Annotated in this window: 24 protein-coding genes and 1 pseudogene; 13 read left to right on the top strand and 12 right to left on the bottom strand. The window is 68.0% G+C overall.

Features of this window, described 5'->3' with window-relative positions; translation table 11 throughout:
- Both GGR45_RS12490 and sucC read right to left on the bottom strand, forming a co-directional pair.
- A pseudogene (locus tag GGR45_RS12490) lies at positions 1 to 116 on the bottom strand (electron transfer flavoprotein subunit beta/FixA family protein); the annotation flags it as partial.
- A 156-nt stretch (positions 117 to 272) separates the two neighbouring features.
- Positions 273 to 1,472 carry an ADP-forming succinate--CoA ligase subunit beta gene (gene sucC, locus GGR45_RS12485; RefSeq protein WP_056438953.1) on the bottom strand — a complete coding sequence of 400 codons (1,200 nt, stop codon included), beginning with the start codon at positions 1,470 to 1,472 and terminating at the stop codon, positions 273 to 275.
- Positions 1,473 to 1,649: 177 nt separating this feature from the next.
- Here sucC and GGR45_RS12480 point away from each other — a divergent pair, with 177 nt between their 5' ends.
- The gene (locus GGR45_RS12480) at positions 1,650 to 2,201 is read left to right on the top strand and encodes a sterol desaturase family protein (RefSeq protein ID WP_246358197.1); all 552 of its coding nucleotides are present in this window, start codon (positions 1,650 to 1,652) and stop codon (positions 2,199 to 2,201) included.
- A gap of 25 nt (positions 2,202 to 2,226) precedes the next feature.
- Positions 2,227 to 2,559: a PilZ domain-containing protein gene (locus GGR45_RS12475; RefSeq protein ID WP_175311813.1), complete on the top strand. Its 333-nt coding sequence runs from the start codon at positions 2,227 to 2,229 to the stop codon at positions 2,557 to 2,559.
- A 241-nt stretch (positions 2,560 to 2,800) separates the two neighbouring features.
- Here the strand turns inward: GGR45_RS12475 and GGR45_RS12470 are convergent, their stop codons facing one another.
- Entirely contained in the window at positions 2,801 to 3,736 is a 936-nt protein-coding gene (locus tag GGR45_RS12470) for a ribose-phosphate pyrophosphokinase (protein WP_175311814.1), read from the bottom strand.
- Positions 3,737 to 3,833: 97 nt separating this feature from the next.
- Here GGR45_RS12470 and gltX point away from each other — a divergent pair, with 97 nt between their 5' ends.
- The 4 genes from gltX to GGR45_RS12450 all read left to right on the top strand — a co-directional run bounded on the left by gltX (position 3,834) and on the right by GGR45_RS12450 (position 6,916).
- On the top strand, positions 3,834 to 5,159 hold the full coding sequence (gltX, locus tag GGR45_RS12465; RefSeq protein WP_175311815.1) for a glutamate--tRNA ligase: 1,326 nt from the start codon (positions 3,834 to 3,836) through the stop codon (positions 5,157 to 5,159).
- Positions 5,160 to 5,245: 86 nt separating this feature from the next.
- Positions 5,246 to 6,142 (top strand): tetratricopeptide repeat protein, encoded by an 897-nt coding sequence (locus GGR45_RS12460; RefSeq protein WP_175312020.1) that lies wholly within the window; start codon positions 5,246 to 5,248, stop codon positions 6,140 to 6,142.
- 4 nt (positions 6,143 to 6,146) lie between these two features.
- The gene (locus tag GGR45_RS12455) at positions 6,147 to 6,752 is read left to right on the top strand and encodes an LON peptidase substrate-binding domain-containing protein (protein WP_175311816.1); all 606 of its coding nucleotides are present in this window, start codon (positions 6,147 to 6,149) and stop codon (positions 6,750 to 6,752) included.
- A complete protein-coding gene (locus GGR45_RS12450) occupies positions 6,749 to 6,916 on the top strand; it encodes a Trm112 family protein (protein ID WP_175311817.1) in 168 nt (55 codons plus the stop codon). Before GGR45_RS12455 ends, GGR45_RS12450 begins: the two co-directional genes overlap by 4 nt.
- A gap of 47 nt (positions 6,917 to 6,963) precedes the next feature.
- Here the strand turns inward: GGR45_RS12450 and GGR45_RS12445 are convergent, their stop codons facing one another.
- Genes GGR45_RS12445 through GGR45_RS12435 form a run of 3 tightly spaced genes read right to left on the bottom strand, consistent with a single transcriptional unit; the run spans position 6,964 to position 9,168 of the window.
- Complete coding sequence (locus GGR45_RS12445; protein ID WP_221235831.1) at positions 6,964 to 7,536, bottom strand: MAPEG family protein; 573 nt, start codon at positions 7,534 to 7,536, stop codon at positions 6,964 to 6,966.
- A complete protein-coding gene (locus tag GGR45_RS12440) occupies positions 7,520 to 7,933 on the bottom strand; it encodes a VOC family protein (RefSeq protein WP_175311818.1) in 414 nt (137 codons plus the stop codon). Before GGR45_RS12440 ends, GGR45_RS12445 begins: the two co-directional genes overlap by 17 nt.
- Before the next feature lie 20 nt (positions 7,934 to 7,953).
- Positions 7,954 to 9,168 (bottom strand): UbiH/UbiF/VisC/COQ6 family ubiquinone biosynthesis hydroxylase, encoded by a 1,215-nt coding sequence (locus GGR45_RS12435; RefSeq protein ID WP_175311819.1) that lies wholly within the window; start codon positions 9,166 to 9,168, stop codon positions 7,954 to 7,956.
- Positions 9,169 to 9,318: 150 nt separating this feature from the next.
- On the opposite strand from GGR45_RS12435, the gene GGR45_RS12430 reads away from it, so the two are divergent.
- Positions 9,319 to 11,631: a DNA translocase FtsK gene (locus tag GGR45_RS12430; protein ID WP_175311820.1), complete on the top strand. Its 2,313-nt coding sequence runs from the start codon at positions 9,319 to 9,321 to the stop codon at positions 11,629 to 11,631.
- A gap of 55 nt (positions 11,632 to 11,686) precedes the next feature.
- Here the strand turns inward: GGR45_RS12430 and GGR45_RS12425 are convergent, their stop codons facing one another.
- The 4 genes from GGR45_RS12425 to hemC all read right to left on the bottom strand — a co-directional run bounded on the left by GGR45_RS12425 (position 11,687) and on the right by hemC (position 15,080).
- Positions 11,687 to 12,421: a hypothetical protein gene (locus tag GGR45_RS12425; protein WP_254703118.1), complete on the bottom strand. Its 735-nt coding sequence runs from the start codon at positions 12,419 to 12,421 to the stop codon at positions 11,687 to 11,689.
- A gap of 130 nt (positions 12,422 to 12,551) precedes the next feature.
- Entirely contained in the window at positions 12,552 to 13,484 is a 933-nt protein-coding gene (locus GGR45_RS12420; RefSeq protein WP_175311821.1) for a hypothetical protein, read from the bottom strand.
- On the bottom strand, positions 13,481 to 14,164 hold the full coding sequence (locus GGR45_RS12415) for a uroporphyrinogen-III synthase (protein ID WP_175311822.1): 684 nt from the start codon (positions 14,162 to 14,164) through the stop codon (positions 13,481 to 13,483). The genes GGR45_RS12420 and GGR45_RS12415 overlap by 4 nt, the downstream gene beginning before the upstream one ends.
- 4 nt (positions 14,165 to 14,168) lie before the next feature.
- Positions 14,169 to 15,080, bottom strand: coding sequence for a hydroxymethylbilane synthase (gene hemC, locus GGR45_RS12410; RefSeq protein WP_175311823.1), 912 nt, complete (start codon positions 15,078 to 15,080; stop codon positions 14,169 to 14,171).
- A gap of 65 nt (positions 15,081 to 15,145) precedes the next feature.
- On the opposite strand from hemC, the gene tsaD reads away from it, so the two are divergent.
- Positions 15,146 to 16,171, top strand: a complete 1,026-nt coding sequence (gene tsaD, locus GGR45_RS12405) for a tRNA (adenosine(37)-N6)-threonylcarbamoyltransferase complex transferase subunit TsaD (RefSeq protein WP_175311824.1) — start codon at positions 15,146 to 15,148, stop codon at positions 16,169 to 16,171.
- Positions 16,168 to 17,145 (top strand): NAD(P)H-dependent glycerol-3-phosphate dehydrogenase, encoded by a 978-nt coding sequence (locus tag GGR45_RS12400; RefSeq protein ID WP_175311825.1) that lies wholly within the window; start codon positions 16,168 to 16,170, stop codon positions 17,143 to 17,145. Before tsaD ends, GGR45_RS12400 begins: the two co-directional genes overlap by 4 nt.
- Before the next feature lie 26 nt (positions 17,146 to 17,171).
- Here GGR45_RS12400 and GGR45_RS12395 read toward each other — a convergent pair whose 3' ends face one another.
- The gene (locus tag GGR45_RS12395) at positions 17,172 to 19,016 is read right to left on the bottom strand and encodes an AsmA family protein (RefSeq protein WP_175311826.1); all 1,845 of its coding nucleotides are present in this window, start codon (positions 19,014 to 19,016) and stop codon (positions 17,172 to 17,174) included.
- A gap of 122 nt (positions 19,017 to 19,138) precedes the next feature.
- Between GGR45_RS12395 and GGR45_RS12390 the strand changes: the two genes are divergently transcribed.
- The 4 genes from GGR45_RS12390 to GGR45_RS12375 are packed head-to-tail and all read left to right on the top strand — an operon-like array spanning position 19,139 to position 21,258.
- Positions 19,139 to 19,450, top strand: coding sequence for a YggT family protein (locus GGR45_RS12390; protein ID WP_175311827.1), 312 nt, complete (start codon positions 19,139 to 19,141; stop codon positions 19,448 to 19,450).
- A complete protein-coding gene (locus GGR45_RS12385; protein WP_175311828.1) occupies positions 19,450 to 19,752 on the top strand; it encodes a DUF167 domain-containing protein in 303 nt (100 codons plus the stop codon). Before GGR45_RS12390 ends, GGR45_RS12385 begins: the two co-directional genes overlap by 1 nt.
- Positions 19,749 to 20,630, top strand: a complete 882-nt coding sequence (folD, locus tag GGR45_RS12380) for a bifunctional methylenetetrahydrofolate dehydrogenase/methenyltetrahydrofolate cyclohydrolase FolD (RefSeq protein WP_175311829.1) — start codon at positions 19,749 to 19,751, stop codon at positions 20,628 to 20,630. Before GGR45_RS12385 ends, folD begins: the two co-directional genes overlap by 4 nt.
- A 4-nt stretch (positions 20,631 to 20,634) precedes the next feature.
- Positions 20,635 to 21,258: a MarC family protein gene (locus tag GGR45_RS12375; RefSeq protein WP_175311830.1), complete on the top strand. Its 624-nt coding sequence runs from the start codon at positions 20,635 to 20,637 to the stop codon at positions 21,256 to 21,258.
- A gap of 129 nt (positions 21,259 to 21,387) precedes the next feature.
- Here GGR45_RS12375 and GGR45_RS12370 read toward each other — a convergent pair whose 3' ends face one another.
- On the bottom strand, positions 21,388 to 23,157 hold the full coding sequence (locus tag GGR45_RS12370) for an AcrB/AcrD/AcrF family protein (RefSeq protein WP_175311831.1): 1,770 nt from the start codon (positions 23,155 to 23,157) through the stop codon (positions 21,388 to 21,390).
- Positions 23,158 to 23,174 lie beyond the last annotated feature (17 nt).

Below are 23,174 nucleotides of genomic sequence, written 5' to 3'. Positions count from 1 at the left end.
TCGAACGGGTTCATCGACATCTTCACGTTCGCCAGATCGACGCCCGTCCCGTCCGCCTTCACACGCGGCTTCACATTGTAATCCAACACCCGCTTCACGGGCACGACGATCTTCATCGCGGTTCCTTCCCGGCCGAACAGCCAAATATGCCACCGTCTTTGGCGGCGTTGCGAGCGCATCGCAAGACTTCCACCCCGACCAACGAGAAAGGGACCCGGACGTTTCCGCCCGAGTCCCTTTTATCATCGATCCGTCAGGGCCGAAGGTGCGGTTTATGCGACCTTCTGAACCTCGGCGACGATCTTCTTGGCGGCGTCGCCCAGATCGTTGGCGGGGACGATGGCGAGACCCGAATTGGCGAGGATTTCCTTGCCCTTCTCGACATTCGTGCCCTCGAGGCGGACGACCAGCGGAACCTGCAGGTTCACTTCCTTGGCCGCCGCGACGATGCCGTCGGCGATGATGTCGCAGCGCATGATGCCGCCGAAGATGTTGACCAGGATGCCCTTCACGGCGGGATCGCTCAGGATGATCTTGAACGCCGCGGTGACCTTCTCCTTGTTGGCGCCGCCGCCGACGTCGAGGAAGTTGGCCGGGAACATGCCGTTCAGCTTGATGATGTCCATCGTCGCCATGGCGAGGCCGGCGCCGTTGACCATGCAGCCGATGTCACCGTCGAGCTTGATGTAGGCCAGGTCGTACTTCGACGCCTCCAGCTCCATCGCGTCTTCTTCGGTGGTGTCGCGCAGTTCCATCAGGTCCTTGTGACGGAACATGGCGTTGCCGTCGAAGCCGACCTTGGCGTCGAGCACCATCAGCTTGCCGTCCTCGGTGACGGCGAGCGGGTTGATCTCGATCTGCTCGGCATCGGTGCCCAGGAACGCAGCATACAGCTTCGACGCGACATTGGCGGCCTGCTTGGCGAGGTCGCCGGTCAGCTCCAGCGCAGCGGCGACGGCGCGGCCGTGATGCGGCATGAAGCCGGTCGCGGTGTCGATGTCGATCGAGTGAATCTTTTCGGGCGTGTCATGCGCCACGGTCTCGATGTCCATGCCGCCTTCGGTCGAGGCGACCATCGAGACGCGGCCGGTCGCGCGGTTGACGAGCAGCGCGAGGTAGAATTCCTTCGCGATGTCGACGCCGTCGGTCACGTACAGGCGGTTGACCTGCTTGCCCGCTTCGCCGGTCTGGATGGTGACCAGCGTGTTGCCGAGCATGTCGGTGGCGGCAGCGCGGACTTCCTCGGCGGTCTTGGCCAGACGGACACCGCCCTTGGCGTCGGGGCCGAGCTCCTTGAACTTGCCCTTACCACGGCCGCCCGCATGGATCTGCGCCTTGACGACGTAGAGCGGTCCGGGGAGCTTGGACGATGCCTCGACGGCCTCCTCGACGGTCATCGCGGCGAAGCCGGCGGGGACGGGCACGCCGAACTTGGCGAGCAATTCCTTGGCCTGATATTCGTGGATGTTCATGCGCTAGCCTTCCGCCTCTCGGGTGGTTCTAGGGAAATTGGTTCGCGCTAAAGCACAGGCTGGCAGACAAATCCAGCCCGAAACACCGTTAATGCAATTGCATCGCAAATGCTATTTGGCGGACGGCGGATGGTTTGGTCCAGGCGGTGAACGGAATCGGGAGCAAATTCCTTGCGGATGCGCTATGCCGACTCGATGAACTGGGCTTTCGGCATTCTTCTGTTTCTCGGCACGGTGATCTTCATGGAGGGATTCGCCTATGCGGCGCATCGCTGGATCATGCACGGCCCGGGCTGGTTCCTGCACGAAAGCCATCATCGCCCACGCACCGGCAATTGGGAACTGAACGATCTCTATGCCGCCATTTTCGCGGTGCCGTCCTTCGTGATGATCCTGGGCGGCGCGCAATTGGGCTGGTGGTCGGGCTTTACCTGGATCGGCGCGGGCGTCGCTGCCTATGGCGCGATCTATTTCGGCTTTCACGACGTGATCGTGCACAAACGCCTGCCGACGCGGTATCTGCCCAGGTCGGATTATATGAAGCGCATCATCCAGGCGCATCGCCTGCACCATGTGGTGGAGACGAAGGAAGGGACGGTCAGCTTCGGATTCCTGGTCGCCCCCAAGCCCGAGGACCTGAAGGCCGAGTTGAAGCGCCGCGCGCGCGCCGGGGTGCGCCGCCCCGCTGGCGCGCCGGTCGAGCGTGAACGGGTGTTGGCGGAAAAGTAACCTTCTTGTGGTTAAGGGGAGCGTTATGGAAAAACCGGTCTTCACACCGCCATTCGAGCCGGTCCCCGGCCAGGAACTTCGTCGCTCGCTGCGTCATGCGGTGCGGATGCGCGCGCATCTGCGCGACAAGGGCCAGACCCGGTTCGAAATCGACGTGGTCGACCTGTCGCCCGAGGGCTTTCGCGCCGAAACCAGCTTCACGCTCTGGCCCGGCACGATCGTCTGGCTGACCCTGCCGGGCCTCGCCCCGCTGGAGGCGGTGATCGCCTGGCGCGACCGGTTCAAATATGGCTGCGCCTTCTCCAAGCCGCTCCACCCGGCGGTGTTCGAGCATATCGTCGGCTTGGGGAATCGCTGAGGATTTTAGGGTGAGCCACGAGCGTCTCGCCTAGGTTCAGCCCTTCCCCATCCCAGTTTCAGGTAAACGATGCCCCGCATCGTTTAGGTCATGCCCGGGGGCATGACCGACCTGAAACTCGCCTGCGGGAGGGTCGTGCTTGGTTCGACTGGCTTGCGCTTCTTCTAAAGCCCCTCCTCCCGGGAGGGGTTGGGGTGGGGGCTGAGCCACGAGCGACACGCCCGGGGTCAGCTCAACCCAATCAATCGAACAGGCTCGACACGCTCGTCTCGTCCGCAATGCGCTTGATCGCCTCGCCCAGCAGCGGCGCGATAGGCAGGTGGCGGATCTTGCCGGTGGTGTTGATCGACTCGTGGTTGCCGATCGAATCGGTGATGACCAGCTCGCGCAGTTCCGAGCCATCGACGCGTGCCACCGCGCCACCCGACAGCACGCCGTGCGTGACATAGGCGACCACATCCTCGGCCCCCGCCTGGCGCAGCGCGGCGGCGGCGTTGCACAGCGTACCCGCCGAGTCGACGATATCGTCGATCAAGATGCAGAAGCGGCCTTCGACGTCACCGATGATGTTCATCACCTCCGACTCGCCCGCACGCTCGCGGCGCTTGTCGACGATCGCCAGCGGCGCGTTGTTGAGGCGCTTGGCGAGCTGGCGCGCACGGACCACGCCGCCCACGTCGGGCGACACGACCATCAGATTATCGTTCTTGAAGCGCGCCAGAATGTCCGCCGACATGACCGGCGCGGCATAGAGATTGTCGGTCGGGATATCGAAGAATCCCTGGATCTGGCCGGCATGGAGATCGACCGACAGCACGCGGTCGGCGCCCGCCACGGTGATGAGGTTGGCGACCAGCTTGGCCGAGATCGGCGTGCGCGGGCCGGGTTTCCGGTCCTGGCGGGCATAGCCGAAATAGGGGATGACCGCGGTAATGCGGCGCGCCGACGCACGCTTCAGCGCGTCGATCATGATCAGCAGTTCCATGAGGTTGTCGTTGACCGGATAGCCGGTCGACTGGATCACGAACACGTCCTCGCCGCGCACATTTTCCTGGATCTCGACAAAGATCTCCTCATCGGCGAAGCGGCGCACCAGCGCCTCGGTCAGCGGCACCTCGAGATAGGAGGAGATCGCCTTCGCCAGCGGCAGGTTCGAATTGCCGGTCATCAATTTCATGCTGTACCCCGTCCCCGCAGACAGTCCGTCGTCGCGGCCCCTTTAATCGCGCTGTCACAATAGCGCAAAGGTGATTCCCCGATTATGGGCGGGGACCATGACCACGACCCGTTTCGCTCCCTCGCCCACCGGGCGGCTGCATGTCGGCAATATCCGCACCGCGCTGCACAACTGGATATATGCGCGAAAGGCCGGCGGGCGCTTCCTGCTGCGTATCGACGACACCGATGCCGAGCGGAGCGAGGAACGCTATGTCGAGGCGATCCGGGCCGATCTGGACTGGCTGGGGCTGAATCCCGATGCCGAGATGCGCCAGTCCGAGCGGTTTGAACTCTATCAAAATCGCTTCAATCTGCTGCGTCTGAGCGACCGCATCTATCCTGCCTATGAGAGCGCGCAGGAACTCGACCTGAAGCGTAAAATCCAGCTCGGGCGCGGGTTGCCGCCGGTTTATGATCGCGCCGCACTGTCGCTGACCGATGCGGATCGCGCTCGGTTCAAGGCTGAGGGCATCCAGCCGCACTGGCGGTTCAAGCTCGACCATGATGCGCCGATCGAATGGGACGATGCGGTGCGCGGTCCTCAGCGTTTCGACCCCGCGACGATGAGCGATCCCGTGATCCGCCGGGCCGACGGGACGTGGCTCTATATGCTGCCCTCGGTCATCGACGATATCGACATGGGCGTGACCCAGGTGGTGCGCGGCGAGGATCACGTCTCCAACACCGCGCTCCAGATTCAGATGTTCCAGGCGCTGGGGGCCGAAGTGCCGCGCTTCGCCCATGCCGCCTTGCTGACCGGCAATGAGGGCAAGCTGTCCAAGCGACTCGGCTCGCTGGGCGTCGATCACTTTCGCGAGATCGGGATCGAGCCGCAGGCGGTACGCGCCTTGCTGGCGCGGATCGGGACGAGCGATCCGGTCGAGCCGGTGGCCGACATGGCCCCGCTGATCGCCGGATTCGACTTTTCGCGCTTCGGCCGCGCGCCCGCACGGTTCGACGAGGCGGAGCTGGCGCAGCTCAATGCGCGCATCCTTCACCAGACGCCCTATATCATGGTCGCCGACCGGCTGCCGGCCGGCATGGGCGAAGCGGAGTGGGAGGCGGTGCGGCCCAACCTGTCGACCGTCGCCGAGGCAGCCGATTGGTGGCAGGTGATCGAAGGACCGGTCGATGCCCCCGAGCCCGCCGAGGACGACCGCGCCTATCTGGCCCGGGCCGCGCAGGTGGCGGAGACGATCGACTGGGCCACCGACCCCTGGCACGCGCTGACCGCCGCGCTCAAGGATGCGACCGGGCGCAAGGGCAAGACGTTGTTCCTGCCGCTGCGACTCGCACTCACCGGCCGCGCGCAGGGGCCGGACATGGCCGCCCTCCTTCCGCTCATCGGGCGCGACCGCACGGTCGCCCGGCTGAACGGCTGATTTACCCGCCCACCTTTCATTCGCGTCCCCCTTCGCCCACATAGGGCGGGCAACACGTAAAGGAGCGTCTTTTGGCCACGTTGGGAATGTCGCCCGCCGACAAGGAAGCCGTCACCGCCTTCCGCCGCGATGTCGTCGAGCCGTCGATGACCAAGCTGGTCATCCTCGATTTCTGGGCGGAGTGGTGCGGGCCGTGCAAGGCGCTCGGTCCGACGCTGGAGAAGGTGGCGGAGGCCTATGCCGACAAGGGCGTGGTGCTGGCCAAGATCGACACCGACAAGAACCAGTTCATCGCGAATCAATTCCAGATCCGCTCGATCCCGACCGTCTATGCGATGTTCCAGGGCCAGCTGGTCGCCGACCTGACCAGCGCGCGTACCGAAAGCGCGCTGCGCACGATGCTGGACCAGTTGCTCAAGCAATTGCCGATCCCGTCGGACGCGGCGGACGCAGCAGCCGAGCTGGAACCGCTGATCGCGATGGGCGAGGAAGTGCTGGAGGCGGGGGACGCACAGCGTGCGCTGTCGATCTTCGACCAGCTGCTCGACATGGCGCCCGAGCATCCCGCCGTGGTGTCGGGACGCATCCGTGCGCTGCTCGCCGCCGGGCAGGTGGACGAGGCCGAGGCCGCGGCAGAGGCGCTTCCCCAAAATTTGTCAAACGATCCCGCCATCCACCGTGCGGTCGCCGCCGTGGCGCTGGCGCGTTCGGCCCCGCCGGCGGCGGATTATGCCGATCTGGCGGCCGAGGTCGCGGCAAACCCCGACGATCACGAAAAGCGCTTTGCGCTCGCCAACGCACAGATGGCGGCGGGCGACCGTGACGGGGCGGCGGACAACCTCCTCCACATCGTCGCGGCCGACCGCGCCTGGAACGAGGATGCCGCGCGCCAGCAACTGCTCAAGCTGTTCGAGGTCGTAGGCTTGACCGACCCCTGGGTGTCGCAGCAGCGGCGGCGCCTGTCCGCCATCCTGTTCGGATAACGGCATGGCGCGGCTCTCGATCTTTCCGCTGGCGGGCGCGATCCTCTTTCCGGGGATGCCGATGCCGCTGCACATCTTCGAGCCGCGCTACCGGGCGCTCGTCTCCGACGCGATGGCGCGCGACCGGCGGATCGGCATGGTCCAGCCCTCGGGCGACGGCGACACGCCCAGCCTCTATCAGATGGGCTGTGTCGGCCGGATCGCCGAGGTCGAGGCGATGGAGGATGGTCGCTATAACCTCGTGCTGGAGGGCGTCTCGCTGTTCCGCATCGTCCGCGAGCTGGAGGTGACGACGCCCTTCCGCCAGGTCGAGGCGGAACTGCTGCCGGTGGTGGACGAGGATCTGTTGTCGCTCGGCCGCCGCGCCTCGCTGGAACAGGAATCGCGGCGTTTCGCCGAGCTTCAGGGCTATGCGGTCGATTGGGATGCGGTCGGGCGGCTGGATGACGAGAGCCTGGTCAACGGTATCGCCCAGATCGCGCCGTTCGACGTCGCGGCCAAACAGGCGCTGCTCGAAGCCCCCGACCTGGAACAACGCGCCGAACTGATCATCCAGTTGATGCAATTCTTCGGACGCCATGACGGCGAGGATCGGGTGACGTTGCAATGAGCCTGGACCCATGGCTGCTCGAACGGCTGGTCTGCCCGGTGACGCGAACGCCGTTGCGCTATGACGAGGCGGCCGAGGAACTGGTGTCGGAGGCGGCTGGGCTGGCCTATCCGATCCGCGACGGCGTGCCCGTGATGCTGGTCGAGGAAGCGCGGGCGCTTTAACTCCGACCCTCGGTTCGCTCAGGCTGAACGGAGCGTCGGATGCGGTCTCACATCAACCGCCCGACCAGCGCCATCAGAGTGATAACCAGCGCCGCGAGGCTGGAATAAAAGGTCAACGCGAATCCGAACGCTCGTGCCGTCGCGCCGCGCGCATAGTTGGTCCAGAACAAGGTCCGACCGACCGAGAACAGGGCGGCCAGCGCCGGGATCATCGCCCCCGATGCCTCCACGACCCAGGCAAGCGCCAGATAGGCCGGGATCGCCAGCACCGCCTGCTCCAGCGTGTTGCGCAACACCGCATTGGCGATCGCGACTCGCGGCGAATCGCCGCCTCCCCCCGCTGCCGCATCGATATCGACGGGCGAGTCGAAGCGAAGCGCGGCAACATGGCCGATCGTCGCCGCCAGCCAGAGTGCCGCCACCGTCGCCGCCGCCGTCGCCCGTAGCACCCGGTCGGTGGGCGAGAGCACTGGGGCGACACTCCAACTGATCGCCAGCGTCAGGACGACCACCACCAGCGCCGCGCCCATGCCCCGCGCCACGACGCTCTGCCGCCGATCGCGGATCGGTCCCCGGACGGGGCGGGTGGGATAGCCGGGATAATCAGGCCCAGGGATCATAGCTGCCGAAACTCCAGACATGGCCTTCCGGATCGCGAGCGGCATAGCCACGCCCGCCATAGGGCTTGTCCTCGGGCTCCGCGAGGATCGTCGCGCCCGCGGCGCGCGCCCGGTTCGCGTGATCGTCGACATCGGCGACGACCAGATACAGGTCCATCGTCACGCCGCCCGCCTGGGTCGGCGTCTTTGCCCCCGTAACCGAGGCGTGTGGCGTGAAGAGCGCGCTCGACACCATCACCATGCGGTCCTGCCAGACCAGTTGCGCATGATGGATGACGTCCGGATCGTCCGGATCGGCGAAGACCGCCTGGCGCGCAAAGCCGAAGGCTTGGCACAGAAACTCGATGGCGCGCGGGGCATGGTCGTACCGAAGGCAGGGAATGATATCGTGCCGCATCGCCATCTCGCTTACATGGATTAGACCATCACCCCCTGCAACAGCCGGGGCAGCTGTCCGCTTTCCCCGCGCGCTTCGGCCATGAAACGGTCTTTCAGCGGCGGGATATGGTTGATCGCGGTGATGCCCAGCCGCCGGATCGCGCTGGCGGTCTTGCCGGGCACGCCGAAGATGCGGTTGAAGCTGTCGGTCGCCACCGACACCATCAGCGTGTCGAGCCCGCGCCACTGCTGATAGCGCTGCAGCAGCGCGGCATCGCCCAGGTCCATCCCGGTCCGCTTGCCCTCGACCAGCACCTCGACCAGCGCGGCGACGTCGCGATAGCCCAGGTTCACGCCCTGGCCCGCGATCGGATGAATGCCATGTGCCGAGTCGCCGACCAGCACCAGCCGGTCGCCGATCATCGTCGCGGCGCGGTGGAAGCCCAGCGGATAGGCCGAACGCGCAGAGACATCGGACAGCTTGCCCAGAAATCCGCCCATATTCTTCTCCGCCTCGGCCAGGAAGGCGCGGTCGGAGAGCTTGAGCATCGCGTCGCCGTCGCGCCGCGAAACCGACCAGACGATCGCCGAGCGATGCCCGATCTCGTCATCGGGCAGGGGCAGCAGCGCGAAGGGGCCGGTGGGGTAGAAGATCTCGAACGCGATATTCTCGTGCGAGGCTTCGTGGTGGAAGGCGCCGATGATCGCATTATGGTCATAGGACCAGCGCGCGACCTTGATCCCCGCCGCCTCGCGCGTCGGGGACTGACGTCCCTCCGCCGCCACCAGCAAAGGCGCGCGGACCGTCGTGCCGTCGCTCAACTGCGCGGTAACGCCCGCCGGCCCCCGCTCGACGGACATCGCACGAGTCTGCATCCGCAAGTCGACCAGTTCGGCTTCATTCGCGGTCGCGTGAATCGCGAGGCGGAGCGCCTTGTTCTCGAACATCGTGCCCAGCGCGCCGTCATCGGCGTCGGGGATGAAATCAAGCGCGCCCGGCGCCAGCCCGTCGCTGACCCGGATATGACGGATCTCGCAACCCTGTCCGGTCAGCTTCGCGCCGATGCCGATCGTGTCCAGCATCCGCCAGCTCGCCGAGGCGACGGCAGAGGCACGGCCGTCGAAACCGGGAGCCAGGATCACCGCCGGATCGGCGGGATCGACGATGATCGAAGACATGCCATGCGCGGCCAGCCCGATGCCCAGGGTCGCCCCGACCAAGCCGCCGCCGAGAATGATGACGTCGCTATCCATGCGAATGCTCCTAGACCTTCGTCACGCGCCAAACAATGCGTCCTCGATATGAGGAGGCACGCCCTGCGCCTTGACGTGCGAACCGCCAGAGGGGATGATATTTCCTGGGATTTTTCCCAGAATTTGCGACATTCCTGAAGGACAAGACCCATGGCCAGCCGCGCGCAGCCGGTTTTATGGCGCGAGACGGTAAAGGCGGGGGCGGTGCGCAGCGGTGCGCTGGTCGCCGCGCTCATTCTGTTTTCCGTGACGCTGATGCTGGTGCTGGCGCTGGCCAGTTACCGGGCAAGCGACCCCGCGCTCAACACCGCCTCGGGCGCGGCTCCGGCCAACTGGATGGGGTATCCCGGCGCCTGGATCTCCGACATCGCGCTGACCCTGTTCGGCCCCGCCGTCGCGCTGATCCTGCCGGTCGGGCCGATCATTGCCGGCCGCTTGTGGCGCGACCGCCCGGCGGGCCGCTGGGTGAAAATGCTGCGCCAGGCGGTGGTCGGCGTCGCGATGATGGCGTGTGCGCTGTCCTTCGTGTCCGACTCGGCGGTGCTGGCGCTTCCTGCCGGATGGGGCGGGGTGGTCGGGCTGTCGGTGGCGGGCTTCGTCCGCTGGGCACTGGCGTTCTCGGGCCAGGCGGCGGTCGTGACCTGGGGATCGGTGGCGATCGGGCTGGCCTTCGGACTGGGCGGCGCGCTGATCTGGGGACGGAGCCTGGAACTCGACATTGCCGAGCGAGGGCTGGCGCGTCTGCGCCGCCGCCGTGCCGCGAGCGAGGATGGCGAGGCGCTGCCCTGGGACGATGAGGATGAGGCGCTCTATGACGAAGAGGAGGATGAGGAGCCGCTGACGCTGGCGCGCAAGGCGGTGCCGGTGCGCGAGGATCGTCCCGCCCCCGTCATCGCCGATCGCCAGGTCGCGCCCGCACCCGCCAAGCCCAAGACGGCGGCCGACCGCGACGCGCCCTATCAGCTGCCCAGCCTCGACCTGCTGACGCCCGCACCGCCCTCGCCCGCCGGGCAGATCGACAAGGCGGCACTGGAGCGCAATGCGCGCCTGCTGGAAAACGTCCTCGACGATTTCCGCGTCCAGGGCGCGATCGTCGAGGTGCGCCCCGGCCCGGTCGTCACCATGTACGAGCTGGAGCCCGCCCCCGGCATCAAGGCGAACCGCGTCATCGCGCTGGCCGATGATATCGCGCGCAACATGTCGGCGATCTCGGCACGCGTCGCGGTGATTCCGGGGCGCAACGTCATCGGCATCGAACTGCCCAATGCCAAGCGCGAGATGGTGTCGCTGCACGAACTGGTCGCGTCGCAGAGCTTTGCCGACCAGGCCGCGCAGCTGCCGATCATCCTGGGCAAGAATATCGCGGGCGACTCGGTGGTCGCCGACCTTGCGCCGATGCCGCACCTGCTGGTCGCGGGTACGACGGGTTCGGGTAAGTCGGTGGGTCTCAACGGCATGATCCTGTCGCTGCTCTACCGGCTGACGCCCGAGCAGTGCCGGATGATCATGATCGACCCCAAGATGCTGGAACTGTCGATGTATGACGACATCCCGCATCTGCTGTCGCCAGTTGTCACCGATCCCGCCAAGGCGGTCCGCGCGCTGAAATGGGCCGTCGAGACGATGGAGGACCGCTATCGGCAGATGTCCTCGGTCGGCGTGCGCAGCTTGGCCAGCTTCAACGACAAGGTGCGCGCGGCCAAAGCCAAGGGCCAGCCGCTCGGGCGCAAGGTCCAGACGGGCTATCACCCAGAGACCGGCCAGCCGGTCTATGAGGAGGAAAAGCTCGAATACGAACCGCTGCCGCAGATCGTGGTGATCGTCGACGAACTGGCCGACCTGATGATGACGGCGGGCAAGGAAGTCGAATTCCTGATCCAGCGCCTCGCGCAAAAGGCGCGCGCGGCGGGCATCCACCTGATCATGGCGACGCAGCGGCCGTCGGTCGACGTCATCACCGGCGTCATCAAGGCGAATTTGCCGACCCGGATCAGCTTCCACGTCACCTCCAAGATCGACTCGCGCACCATCCTGGGCGAGCAAGGCGCCGAGCAGCTGCTGGGCCGGGGCGACATGCTCTATATGCCGGGCGGCAAGGGCATCGTCCGCGTCCACGGTCCCTTCGTCTCGGACGACGAAGTGCACCGCGTCGCCGATCACTGGCGGGCACAGGGACAGCCCGACTATATCTCCTCGGTCACCGAGGAACCGGCGGAGAGCTTCGCGCTCGACGGCGCGCCGACGGGCGAGGACTCGGCCGAGGACCAGCAATACCGCGCCGCAATCCAGTTGGTGTGCGAAAGCCAGAAGGCCTCGACCTCCTGGCTCCAGCGGCAGTTGCGGATCGGGTATAACTCGGCGGCGCGACTCATCGAGCGTATGGAGAATGACGGTATCGTCAGCCGCCCCGACCATGTCGGCCGCCGCGAGGTGCTGCGCGATACCGAGGGGCATCCGGTCTGACCGGGCCGTCCGGCGTGCCCTTCACCCCTCGCGCGGTGCGAACAGAGGTCAGGGCTTAGCCTGCCGCAGGCTTCAGCGTCGCCGAATCGATATGCCATCGCAATTGTTCGGCACTCGCGCCGGGCACGTCATTGACCCGCCGCACGACATATTGCCCCGCGAAGCGCTGCCGCCGCCCGTCGTCGAGCTGCGCCTCGACCGTGACCGGCACCGTGGCATAGATAGACCCGGCCGCCCCCTCGCTGGGCGGCATCGTCCCGATCGATACATGGGTCGATCGGGTATGCGCAAAGCCCTTGCGAAAATCGGCGAAGCGCTGGCCAGGGCGTCCGTCCTGGCCCCATTGGGTCCAGGCGGTGGCATAATCATGCGCGTTGATCGCCGAATAATAGCGACGGATCACCTCGGCCGCCGCCGCGTCGCTGCGCGGATCGACCGAGCAGCCGGGGGTCTTGCCTGCGTCGTCGCCCATCAAAGCGCAAGACCGGGCGATCTCGTCCTCGATGATCGCGCAGCTATTGGCCATGTTGCATGGCGGATGCGTGGCGGGCGACACGGAGGTGCAGATCTTCACCAGTCGCTGCGCGGCCGCCTCTCCCCGCTCGGCGGAGCAGGACAGCACCGAATCCCCGTCGTCGGCGGCGCTGGTCCGGATCGGCGCGGGCGGGCCGGGCGGCGCGGCTTGCGCCACGGGTGAGGGGGCGGCCGTCACCACATTGCGGGTGGGCTCGCTGCCACCGCCGCACGCGGTCAGTGGCAGGAATACCATGCCCGTCATCCAGCGCGGCATCCTGGCTGCGGAACGAATCACGGCACGGCCTCCGACACAGTTAATGTCGATCAACGCCTGCCACCGCCCACGGCTCCACGGTTCGCCGCAAGCCGGGCGGCATCTGGGAATGTCCCGGACGGACAGAATTTCAGATGGTCGGCGCGGCGACGGGAGTGTCTTGCGGCGCGGCTTGGGCGGTCGTCGTGTCAGGCGTGTCGGCAGGCGGCGTTCCGGGCACCGGCGTCGTCACGATCGGGGCCGGCGGCGGCGCGGATGGGGTGACGAGCGCGGCATTCTCGATCAGGTCGAGCGCCTGGCGCGCGCGGACATAGCGCAAAGCGGCCTGTTGCCAGGTTTGCGCGACGGCGGCACCGGGCAGGCGCGCGACCTCCGCCCGTGCGGCCTCTACCTGACCGCCATCGAGCAGGCGACGCACACGCGCCAACCGGTCGGCGGGGTTGGAGGAGGGGGCATTGGCCTCGCGAATGACGATCAGGCGACCGAGTTCCTGGCGCAACCCTTCCCACCAGCCGCCGCTGGCATTGACGACCAAGTCCGGAGCCAGCGTGTCGAGGCCCTGGCGTAGCGTTTCCAGCGTGACCGGCTGGCGCGCTGTGACGATCAGCACGGCGACCGCGCGCGGTTCGCTGGTGCCGAAGCGGGCGCGGAGCTGTTCCTCCAGATAGCCGAGCGGCTGGCCCCGATCGACCGCGCGGCGCGCGGCGGCGGCGACCAGGATCGATTCGGCGCGGCCCGCCTGCGCGCCGGCCGCTGTCGCATCGGTGGCGAGGGTGGCGGCGCGGGTTTCCAGCGCAGCAAGCTGCGCCGCCAGTTGCGCCTCCCGCGTGGCGAGCGCCATCGGGTCGGTACGCGGCGCTTCCTTGACGGTGCCGGTGGTGCCGCCGGGTTTGGCGGTGACGGCCTGGGGCGCGGGGCCGCTGGTGTTGAACCAGGACAGGTGGCGCATCGCATAGGCCATCAGCAGCAGCCCTGCGGCAAAGGCGATAAGGACCAGCGCGAGGATCGCGCCCTTACGGGGGCCGCGCGACGGCGGTCGGTCGGAAGGCGCGAAATTGTTCATGCCCCGCTTATCCCCGTGGCGACGGCTTCGGTCAACGCCCGCGCGGCGGCGACCATGGCATCGTCGCGCGGCGCCGCTGCGATGGCTACCTCGCGCCAGCCCGTACCTGCTGCCGCCGCCGTCTTGGCGCTGATCGCGACCAGCGCGATCGCGGTACGAGGCACGCCTGCGTCGTCGGCCAATTCCGCGAGGCGCGCAGCCGCTCGCGCGGAATGCAGCAGGATGATCTTCCCCGCCAGCGCGCGGATCGCGTCCGAATCCACGACCACGGGATCGGCGGCATAGACGATGCGGGTCATCGCATCCGTTTCCACCCGGTCGCGCCCTGCCAGATGGAGGAGCCGTTCATGGCCCTGCGCCTGCGCCGCGTCGGCGACGGCTGCGGCATCGCTGGTCCCGGTCAGCACGACCGACAGCCCGGCCTCGCGCGCCGCGGCGGCGGTGGCGGGGCCGACGGCGATGACGGGCTTGCAGCGGATCGCATCGAGCGCCGGTCCGGCCAGCCGCACGCCCTGCGCGCTGGTGAACAGAATCGCGTCGAACCGGTCGAGCTCGGGGGCTATCCAGTCGAGCGGGCGCGCCGCGAACAGCGGCAGCGACTTCGCCTCCAGCCCCGCTTCGCGCAGGGCGGCGATCGTCGCGGCGTGGCCGGGTTCGGGCCGGACGACGACGACCCCCATGAGCTTAGCCCCCGGCGAACAGGCGGCGGACCTCGGGCGCGGCGCGTTCGAGCAGATCGACCGCCAGCCGCGCGCCCAGTTCCTCACCCAGCGCCCCCTCGACCCAGCCAGCGACCCGTGACGCCCCGTCCTCGGCAAGCAACTCGGCGCGCAGCGTCAGCATCTCGCCCGACAGCGAGGCGAGGGCGGCGACCGGACTGTGGCAATCGGCGGCGAGCGCGGCCAGCAACGAGCGCTCGGCCATGACACAGGCATGGGTCTCGGCATGGTCGATCGAGCCGATCAGCATCGTGGCGGCCGCATCGTCGGCGCGCGTCTCGATCCCGACTGCGCCTTGCGCGGGGGCGGGCAGCATCTGGTCGGTCGGTACGGGCTGACCGGCCTCGCGCCCCAGCCGGTCGAGCCCGGCGGCGGCGAGCAGGGTCGCGTCGACCTCTCCCTTCGCGACGGCGGCCAAGCGCGTGTCGACATTGCCGCGCAGCAGCGTGATGACCAGGTCGGGGCGGTGCGACAAGAGCTGCGCGCGGCGGCGAGGACTGCTGGTGCCGACCACCGCGCCGGGGCGCAACTCGGCGATGGTCTCCGCCCCGATCAGCCGGTCGCGGACATCGGCGCGCGGCAGCATCGCGGCGATATGCAGCCAGTCGGGCCGGATCGTCTCGACATCCTTCATCGAATGGACCGAGGCGTCGATCTCGCGATCGTACAGTGCGCGGTCCAGTTCCTTGGTCCACAGCGCCTTGCCGCCGATCTCGGCCAGCGCGCGGTCCTGCACCCGGTCGCCGGTGGTCTTGATCGGCACGATCTCGATCATGTCCGGGTCCCAGCCCTGTGCATCCGCAAGCGCCGCGCGCACCATATGCGCCTGGGTGAGGGCCAGCGGTGAACCGCGCGTACCGAGCCGAAAACGAACCATGGACCCGTCTTTGCCGCAATACGCCCCCCTTCGACAAGTTGCGAGCGGGCGGGTATGGGTGAGCCATGCTGATACTGGGACTGGAATCCTCGTGCGACGAGACCGCCGCCGCGCTTGTCACCGATGACGGCCGCGTGCTGGCGCACCGGCTGCTGGGGCAGGAGGCGGCACATGCCCCGTTCGGCGGCGTCGTCCCTGAAATCGCGGCGCGCGCGCATGTCGAGGCGATGGAGCCGCTGGTCGCCGCTGCCTTTGCCGATGCGGGCGTGACTCTGGCGGACGTCGACGCCATCGCGGCGACCGCCGGGCCGGGGCTGATCGGCGGGGTGATGGTCGGGCTGGTGACGGGCAAGGCGCTGGCCCATGCGGCGGGCAAGCCGCTGATCGCGGTCAACCATCTGGAGGGCCATGCCCTGTCGCCGCGCCTGTCGGACCGCGAACTCGCCTATCCCTATCTGTTGCTGCTCGTCTCGGGCGGGCATTGCCAGCTGCTGCTGGTCGAGGGGGTCGGGCGGTACCGGCGGATGGCGACGACCATCGACGACGCGGCCGGCGAGGCGTTCGACAAGACCGCCAAGCTGCTGGGTCTGGGCTATCCCGGCGGTCCCCGTGTCGAGGCAGCGGCGCGCGAGGGCAATCCTTATGCGGTGCCGCTGCCCCGGCCGCTGAAGGGATCGGCCGAGCCGCATTTCTCCTTCGCAGGGCTCAAGAGCGCGGTGGCGCGGGCCATCGGTCATCATTCGCCCGCGGACATTGCCGCATCCTTTCAGCAGGCGGTGGTCGACTGCCTGCTCGACCGGACCCGTCGCGCACTGGCGAATGTGCCGCCCGTCACCGCGCTGGTCGTTGCGGGTGGGGTCGCGGCGAACGGCGTGATCCGGGGCGCGCTGGAGGAACTCGCGGCCGAGCATGGCCTGCGCTTCGTCGCGCCGCCGCTCTGGCTGTGCACCGACAATGCCGCGATGATCGCATGGGCGGGTGTCGAGCGGTTCCGCGCCGGGCTGACCGATCCGCTCGATACGCCCGCTCGGGCACGCTGGCCGCTCGACCCGGCGGCAGAGGCAGTGCGCGGCGCTGGGGTGAAGGCATGAGGATCGGGGTCATCGGTGCTGGCGCCTGGGGCACCGCATTGGCGCAGGTGGCGGCGCATGGCGGAGGGTCGGTCCGTATCTGGGCGCGCGATCCGGCGGTGGCCGAGGCGATCAATGCAACCCGCTGCAATCCGCTCTATCTGCCGAATATCGCGCTGTCGCCGAGCATCGAGGCGGTGAGCGATCCTGCCGCGATGGCGGATATGGATGCGTTGCTGGTCGTCACCCCGGCCCAGGCCGTGGGCGCGGTGCTGGCGACGATGCCGGTGGGGTCCAAGCCGCTGGTCCTGTGTTCCAAGGGGATTGAGGCGGGCACGCGGCGGCTGGTCGGCGAGGTCGCGCGCGCGATCCATCCGGCCGCGCCGATCGCGGTGCTGTCCGGCCCGACCTTCGCGCATGAGGTGGCGGCGGGGCTGCCGACGGCGGTGACGCTGGCCTGTGAGGAGCCTGAACTGCGCGAAGCCCTGTCGGCGCGCATCGCTGCGCCGCATTTCCGGCCCTATGCCACCGACGATGTGACCGGCGCGGAGATCGGCGGCGCGATCAAGAACGTGCTCGCGATCGGCTGCGGCGTGGTGGAGGGGGCGGGGCTGGGCCAGAACGCCCGCGCGGCGCTGATCGCGCGGGGCTTTGCCGAGATGACGCGGTTCGGACTGGCGCGCGGCGGGCGTGCGGAAACGCTGGCGGGGTTGTCGGGGCTGGGCGATCTGGTGCTGACCTGTTCGTCGACCGCCTCACGCAACTTTTCGTTGGGCGTCGGCTTGGGGCAGGGGCGTTCGGCCGCCGAGCTGCTGGCCGACCGGCGAACCGTGGCGGAGGGGGCCTTCACCGCGCCCGTCCTACGCCAGGCGGCGGCGGAGGCGGGTGTGGACATGCCGGTCTGCGACGCGGTGTGCCGGTTGCTGGAGGGCGCGGGCGTCAGCGAGGTGATCGGGGCGCTGTTGGCCCGGCCGCTCAAGGCCGAGGGCGCGTAACGGAACGCCCCAATTCTCCTGCTCCGTTACCGCAGCACCTGCCGCGCGAGCGCCCCGCATGCTGCATTCTGCGCTTTCGGGCCGGTATCTCCCGTGATCGCCCTGCCGATCGACTTGAAGATATTGCCGACCGACCTGACCTCTTTGGGAATGACCAGTTCGGGCTTCTCCAGCGTCCCGCCCACCGTCGCCCCGCCCGCAAGCCGCAGCGTGGCGCCCTGTTTCGGCGCGCCCGTCAGCCGCAGGGCGAGGCGTTCGTCGGGGAAGCGGACGGTCCCGGTCCCGTCCAACCGGCTCCGCGAGGTATCGACAATCAGCGGATCGGCGCGGCCGGTGCCGTTCTTCATGTCCACGCCCAGCACCAGGCAGCGCAACGTCGCGCTGCCGCTTTCGCCCATGAATGCAGCACCCGCGTCGAAGCCCAGCGCGGTCGCATAGCGATCGGGCAGCGTCCCGTTGGCAACGACCAGCCCGATCCGCCCGTCTGCCCGCCCGATCGCGGCGCGCACCGTCTCACCCACACCCGCCAGCTTGGCGCGCGCCGCGACTTGGCCGGTGATCCGCGTCTCGCCCGACAGCGACAACACGCTGGCGCCGCGCAGGTGCAGGTCGAGTGACAGGCGCGGTACCTTCGCCCCGTTCCGCTGGTCGACCACCGCCTGACCCGTCACCACGCCTTCGCGCAAGGCCATGCGGATGTCGCCGATGGTCAGCAACTGGTGGTCCATGACCATCCGCCCGGTAAAGCCGGTGATCGGCGAGGGGCCTTGCGCGCTGACCACCCGGCCGACCCGGAATCGGATGGTGCCATCGGTCGTGTCGATCTTGCCGATGTCGATCCGTGTATTGGGGACGAGGCGCGGCCCGATCCGGCGTTCCAGCGCGGCGGCCTCGGCGCGGCCCTCTTCCGAGGACAGGTCGTCAAAATCGAGCTGACCCGCCGCCACCTCGCCGTCGAGCAGGGTGCGACCCGCCTTCTTGTCGACGGTCAGATGCCCGGCCAGATCGGACCGCCCGATCCGCCCCTTCAGATCGGTGATCGTCCAGCGGGGCCGCTCGTGCCGGACATGCGCGGTCAGTGCGACCGGCCGCGTCTGGAACAATCCGGCCTCGATCACCGCGTCGATCCGCTTCAGGTCGTCGGCCTTCGCGCTCATGTCCAGCGTCATCGCATCGGTGTCGAGCGGACGGTCCATCGTGCCCACCGCCTTCATGGCCAGCTTGTCGCCGGCGATCGTGGCGGTGAAGGGCCAGCGGCCGGGCTTTACCGCTGCACCGGTGAAGGCGATCCGCACCGGAGCTCCGCGGACCTTGCCCTCACCCTCGGCACGGATGCCGCGGTCGGGGTCGGCGGCGATCTTGAGCACCGCCTGACGATCCTCCTTGGCATCGCGGTAGCTGACCACGCCGTCGGTGATGGTCAGCCCTTGCAGATCGGTCGCACTGCCGCCCTCCTCGGGCTCGCCGGGGCGCGACCAGTTGGTGTTGCCCTGCTTGTCGCGGACCAGCGCCAGCCGGAGTCCCGACACGTGGATATCCTCGGGCACGAAGGCCCCGCGCAGCAGCGGCCAGACCGAGAAGCGGATTTCCGCCCGCTGCATCCGCGCAAAATCGCCCCGACCGGCCCAACCGGCCTGCGGGATACTCAGATTCTCGACCGCAATGGTGGGATGAAAGCCGATCATATCGACCCGTTGGACCGATCCGATCGTCACCGGCCGCCCGAACCGCTCGGTCGCCGCGCGACAGACGGCGCTGCGCAGCACGCCCCAGGGGAACACGGCCAAGACCAACAGGAAGAGCAGCGGCAATCCGATGAGCAGCCCCACCACGACCCGCGTCCGGCGCGGCCATCCCCTCTCTTGTGCCATGGATGTGGGACGCACGACCCGTTGGTTCGTTCCGCCTGCGTTAGGATCGCCCGCCACGATTATTGCCCCGAGGCCTGTCCTACCCTAGATACGAAGAAATCCGTATTCGGGAGCTCCCTGCGTTGGTCCTCATCCTTCAGATTCTTCAGATACTGCTCAACGTCGTCTGGTGGATCATCATCGTGCAGGCGATCCTGTCCTGGCTGATTGCCTTCAACGTCATCAACACCTCGAACGATTTCATCCGGTCGGTGTGGTACGCGCTGCAGCGGATGACCGATCCGCTCTATCGCCCGATCCGGCGCATCCTGCCCGATTTCGGCGCGCTCGACCTGTCGCCGATGGTCGTGCTGCTCGCGGTCATCATCCTGGGCAAGATCCTGGACACCGCGATCGCCAATGCGATGTACGGGGGCGCGGTCGTCGTCGGCTGATGCCTGCCTGGACACCGGGCGATGACGGCATACGGATCGCGGTCCGGGTCACGCCGCGCGGCGGCCGCGATGCGCTGACCGCCGGGACGAGCGAGCATTTCGCTGCGCGGCTGTCGGCTCCTCCGGTCGACGGCGCGGCCAATGCGGCGCTGATCCCGTTGGTCGCCAAGCATTTCGGCGTGCCCAAGCGCGCGGTGACGATCGTTGCGGGGGAGACGGCGCGGTTGAAGCGGCTGCATGTCGCGGGCGACCCGCATACACTGGCGCGCATCGCCCAGGCGCTTTATGGCGATACGCCATGACCACCAGCGCCATGATCATCGACGGCAAGGCCTTCGCCGCCGCCCTCCGCACCCGCATCGCCATCCAGGTCGCGACGTTCCGCGAAAAGGCAGGCCGCGCGCCGGGCCTGGCGGTCGTGCTGGTGGGCGAGGACCCCGCCTCCAGCGTCTATGTCCGTTCCAAGGGCAAGGCCACGCGCGAGGCGGGCATGGAGAGCTTCGAATATCGCCTGCCGGTCGATACCGATCAGGCGACGCTGCTTGCGCTCGTCGGACAGTTGAATGCCGATCCGACCGTCGACGGCATCCTGGTCCAGCTGCCGCTGCCCCGCCAGATCGACGCGCAGGCGGTGATCCAGGCGATCGACCCCGACAAGGATGTCGACGGCTTCCACCCCGTCAACGCCGGGCGGCTGGCAACGGGTGTCGAGGGCTTCGTGCCCTGCACCCCGCTCGGCTGCCTGATGCTACTCAAGAGCATCCATCCCAGCCTGTCGGGGATGGACGCGGTGGTCGTCGGCCGCTCCAACATCGTCGGCAAGCCGATGGCGCAATTGCTGCTCGGCGAAAGCTGCACCGTGACGGTGGCGCACAGCCGCACCCGCAACCTGCCCGAGGTGGTCGGCCGCGCCGATATCGTCGTGGCGGCGGTCGGGGTGCCGGGCCTGGTCAAGGGCGAGTGGATCAAGCCCGGCGCCAGCGTCATCGATGTCGGGATCAACCGGATCGAAACGGGCCTGGTCGGCGATGTCGAATATGACACGGCGGCGCAGCGGGCAGGGGCGATCACCCCGGTGCCGGGCGGCGTCGGGCCGATGACGATCGCGGTCCTGCTGCGCAACACTTTGGTCTCGGCGGGACGGCGCGAGGGCGTCGCGATCGACCAGACGGCGCTGTAAGGTCGTGCTCGAACTCTATATCTCCTCGCTCATCACCTTCTTCGTGGTGATCGACCCGCCGGGCTGCGCGCCCATCTATGCCGGGCTGTCAGCGGGAGCGACGCCGCAGCATCGCCGCGCGATGGCGATCCGTGCGGTCATGGTCGCCTCGGTCATCCTGTTCGTCTTCGCGCTGTTCGGCGAGGCGCTGCTCCATGGCCTGGGCATCGAGATGGCCGCGTTCCGCATCGCGGGCGGCATCATGCTGTTCCTGATCGCGCTGGAGATGGTGTTCGAAAAGCGCACCCAGCGCCGCGAGGACCGCGCCGCCAAGGTCGCCGACGACCCGAACGAAGCGGAGGACGTGTCGATCTTCCCAATGGCGATGCCGATGATCGCCGGGCCGGGCTCGATCGCGACCGTGATGCTGTTGATGAGCCGCAATTCGGGGCTGCAGGCCTCGATCGTGGTGCTGGCGGCGATGGTGTCGATCCTGCTCCTGACGCTGGTCGCGCTGCTGGCGGCGGGGCCGCTGATGCGGCTGCTGGGCGCCAAGATCGAGGCGGTGATCACCCGCGTCCTGGGCGTGCTGCTGGCGGCGCTGGCGGTGCAGTTCGTGATCGACGGCGTGACCGCCAGTTTGAAGTAACATCCTCCCCGGCACGGGGAGGGGGACCATGCGAAGCATGGTGGAGGGGGCGTGCCGCAAGGGACATCCCGTGTGGCAGCCCCCCTCCGTCAGGCCTTGCGGCCTGCCACCTCCCCGTACCGGGGAGGATCAGTTGATCCGGTATAGCCTGAGCGGCGAACCCTTGGGCAGCGGCAGCGGGGTCAGCCAGGTCGGCGTCCAGCCGCGCGCCATCCGGTCATAGAACCCCCCCGGCGCCCGCGCGCGATAATTGGTCGACTCGGCCATGTCGGGGCAGATCAGCAGCAGCGTCGCGCCGTGCCGCTTCATGATGCTGCGCGCCTGCGCCTCGCTGCCCTGGAAAGCGTGCTGCACGTCCAGGATCGCGTCACCGTTGCGGTGGTACGGCCCCGCGATCGCGTCATGATGCGTCGTCACAATGAGGCGCGGCCCCAGGTCGACAAAGGTGAACACCGTCGCCTTGGGATAGGCATTCACCCGCGTCAGCACCGAAGTGCGCACGCACTGTCCGGTCGCGCGATTGACCCGGTTGGCATAGGCGGTCGGTTGGGTGCCGGGCAGATAGCTGACGATCCAGCCCGCCGCGATTCCCGTCGGCACCAGCACCGCCAGCGCAATTGCCGGAACCCGCAACAGCGGCGAGCGCAGCCGGGCCAGCCAGGGCAGCACCATCCACAGCAGTGCCGCAATACCCGGCACCGCCAGCATCTGCGCCGCCGGGGCCGCACGCGCCTGCCACAACAGCATAAGGCAGGCGAAGGTCGTGAACAGCGCCACGGCGGTCCAGCCGATCGTCCGTCGCCGCCAGGCCGCGACGATCGCCCCGATCATCCCGATCACCGGCATGACCGCCATGGGCAGCGCGACGCGTAAGGGATGCTTGTAGATCGGCTTGGCCTCGCGGACATTGTTCAGCCAGTTGCGCTGCAACTCGGGGCTGACCTGTTCGGGGCGGGTCAGGCATTGCGGGAACAGGCTGGCGAACCCGCCCGCGATCACCGCGCCCGCGACCACTGCCAGGCCGAGGCGCGTGCCCCGCGACGCCGGATTGATCCGCGCCAGCACGAACAACAGCGCCCCCGCCGCCACCGTCACCGACAGCCAGACCGGGGTCAGCGCGTCGCAGCGCATCGCGTAATTGGCGTTGGAGGCAAAGGCGGCGAACCCCGCCGCGCTCCCCCCGCCCAGGGTCAGTGCATAGACCGCCAGCCGCTCGGCTTCCGTCCGGTCCCACACCCAGCGCAAGGTCAGGATCGCGCCCGCCATCGCGGCATAGGGCAGCATCTCCAGCCCGATGGCCAGCGACACCGCGCTCGCCAGACCGACCAGCGCACCGCCGCGCCTGGCTTGCGGATCGCACAAACCCGCGACCGTGACCGCCAGCATGGCCAGCTGCCACCCATGATGGTCGATCCGCATCGGCATATACATCAGCAGCGTGGCATGGGCGCACAGCAGCAGCGCCATCCCCAACGGCCAGCTCAGTACTCCGATCAGGCGGCGCAGCGTTACCGCCAGCGCGGTCATGGTGATCGACAGCGGGATCAGCGGCGCCAGGCCGCAGGCGAGACGCTCGGCCCAGGCGGGGGTGGTGAACAGGCGGAAGAACAGGATCAGCCCTGCGATGGGCAGGTCGACGATGCGGCTCCAATGGATGTCGAAGCCGACCGGCGGGTTCATCCGATACTGGCGCAGGTCATACCAGCCCTGCCCCGCCATCCAGGCGCGCACCTGCATCAGCCGCATATTGTCGTCGGTATCGCCCAGCGACCACCAGCGTATCTGGCCCCAGCGGTCATATATGTACCAGGCGGTGATCGCGGCCCACGCCACCAGCACCCAGCGTTGCCAGTTGCGGTCGATCTCACGCTGCAGACGTTCCAAAGACGCTTCCCTCATACCCGCCCGCAGCCTAA

Origin of the sequence: Sphingomonas zeae (assembly GCF_014197135.1) — a bacterium.
GTDB lineage: Bacteria > Pseudomonadota > Alphaproteobacteria > Sphingomonadales > Sphingomonadaceae > Sphingomonas > Sphingomonas zeae.
This window is presented reverse-complemented; position numbering and strand designations above follow the sequence as displayed.

Excerpts from the sequence above, each read along its gene's own strand:
- GGR45_RS12450 (WP_175311817.1), top strand. The coding sequence starts at position 6,749 with ATGAGCCTGGACCCATGGCTGCTCGAACGGCTGGTCTGCCCGGTGACG.
- GGR45_RS12455 (WP_175311816.1), top strand. The coding sequence starts at position 6,147 with ATGGCGCGGCTCTCGATCTTTCCGCTGGCGGGCGCGATCCTCTTTCCG.
- GGR45_RS12420 (WP_175311821.1), bottom strand. The coding sequence starts at position 13,484 with ATGAACAATTTCGCGCCTTCCGACCGACCGCCGTCGCGCGGCCCCCGT.
- GGR45_RS12400 (WP_175311825.1), top strand. The coding sequence starts at position 16,168 with ATGAGGATCGGGGTCATCGGTGCTGGCGCCTGGGGCACCGCATTGGCG.
- hemC (WP_175311823.1), bottom strand. The coding sequence starts at position 15,080 with ATGGTTCGTTTTCGGCTCGGTACGCGCGGTTCACCGCTGGCCCTCACC.
- tsaD (WP_175311824.1), top strand. The coding sequence starts at position 15,146 with ATGCTGATACTGGGACTGGAATCCTCGTGCGACGAGACCGCCGCCGCG.
- GGR45_RS12480 (WP_246358197.1), top strand. The coding sequence starts at position 1,650 with ATGCGCTATGCCGACTCGATGAACTGGGCTTTCGGCATTCTTCTGTTT.
- GGR45_RS12440 (WP_175311818.1), bottom strand. The coding sequence starts at position 7,933 with ATGCGGCACGATATCATTCCCTGCCTTCGGTACGACCATGCCCCGCGC.
- sucC (WP_056438953.1), bottom strand. The coding sequence starts at position 1,472 with ATGAACATCCACGAATATCAGGCCAAGGAATTGCTCGCCAAGTTCGGC.
- GGR45_RS12460 (WP_175312020.1), top strand. The coding sequence starts at position 5,246 with ATGTCGCCCGCCGACAAGGAAGCCGTCACCGCCTTCCGCCGCGATGTC.
- folD (WP_175311829.1), top strand. The coding sequence starts at position 19,749 with ATGACCACCAGCGCCATGATCATCGACGGCAAGGCCTTCGCCGCCGCC.
- GGR45_RS12425 (WP_254703118.1), bottom strand. The coding sequence starts at position 12,421 with ATGCCGCGCTGGATGACGGGCATGGTATTCCTGCCACTGACCGCGTGC.
- GGR45_RS12430 (WP_175311820.1), top strand. The coding sequence starts at position 9,319 with ATGGCCAGCCGCGCGCAGCCGGTTTTATGGCGCGAGACGGTAAAGGCG.
- GGR45_RS12385 (WP_175311828.1), top strand. The coding sequence starts at position 19,450 with ATGCCTGCCTGGACACCGGGCGATGACGGCATACGGATCGCGGTCCGG.
- GGR45_RS12470 (WP_175311814.1), bottom strand. The coding sequence starts at position 3,736 with ATGAAATTGATGACCGGCAATTCGAACCTGCCGCTGGCGAAGGCGATC.
- gltX (WP_175311815.1), top strand. The coding sequence starts at position 3,834 with ATGACCACGACCCGTTTCGCTCCCTCGCCCACCGGGCGGCTGCATGTC.
- GGR45_RS12370 (WP_175311831.1), bottom strand. The coding sequence starts at position 23,157 with ATGAGGGAAGCGTCTTTGGAACGTCTGCAGCGTGAGATCGACCGCAAC.
- GGR45_RS12415 (WP_175311822.1), bottom strand. The coding sequence starts at position 14,164 with ATGGGGGTCGTCGTCGTCCGGCCCGAACCCGGCCACGCCGCGACGATC.
- GGR45_RS12475 (WP_175311813.1), top strand. The coding sequence starts at position 2,227 with ATGGAAAAACCGGTCTTCACACCGCCATTCGAGCCGGTCCCCGGCCAG.
- GGR45_RS12395 (WP_175311826.1), bottom strand. The coding sequence starts at position 19,016 with ATGGCACAAGAGAGGGGATGGCCGCGCCGGACGCGGGTCGTGGTGGGG.
- GGR45_RS12435 (WP_175311819.1), bottom strand. The coding sequence starts at position 9,168 with ATGGATAGCGACGTCATCATTCTCGGCGGCGGCTTGGTCGGGGCGACC.
- GGR45_RS12445 (WP_221235831.1), bottom strand. The coding sequence starts at position 7,536 with ATGATCCCTGGGCCTGATTATCCCGGCTATCCCACCCGCCCCGTCCGG.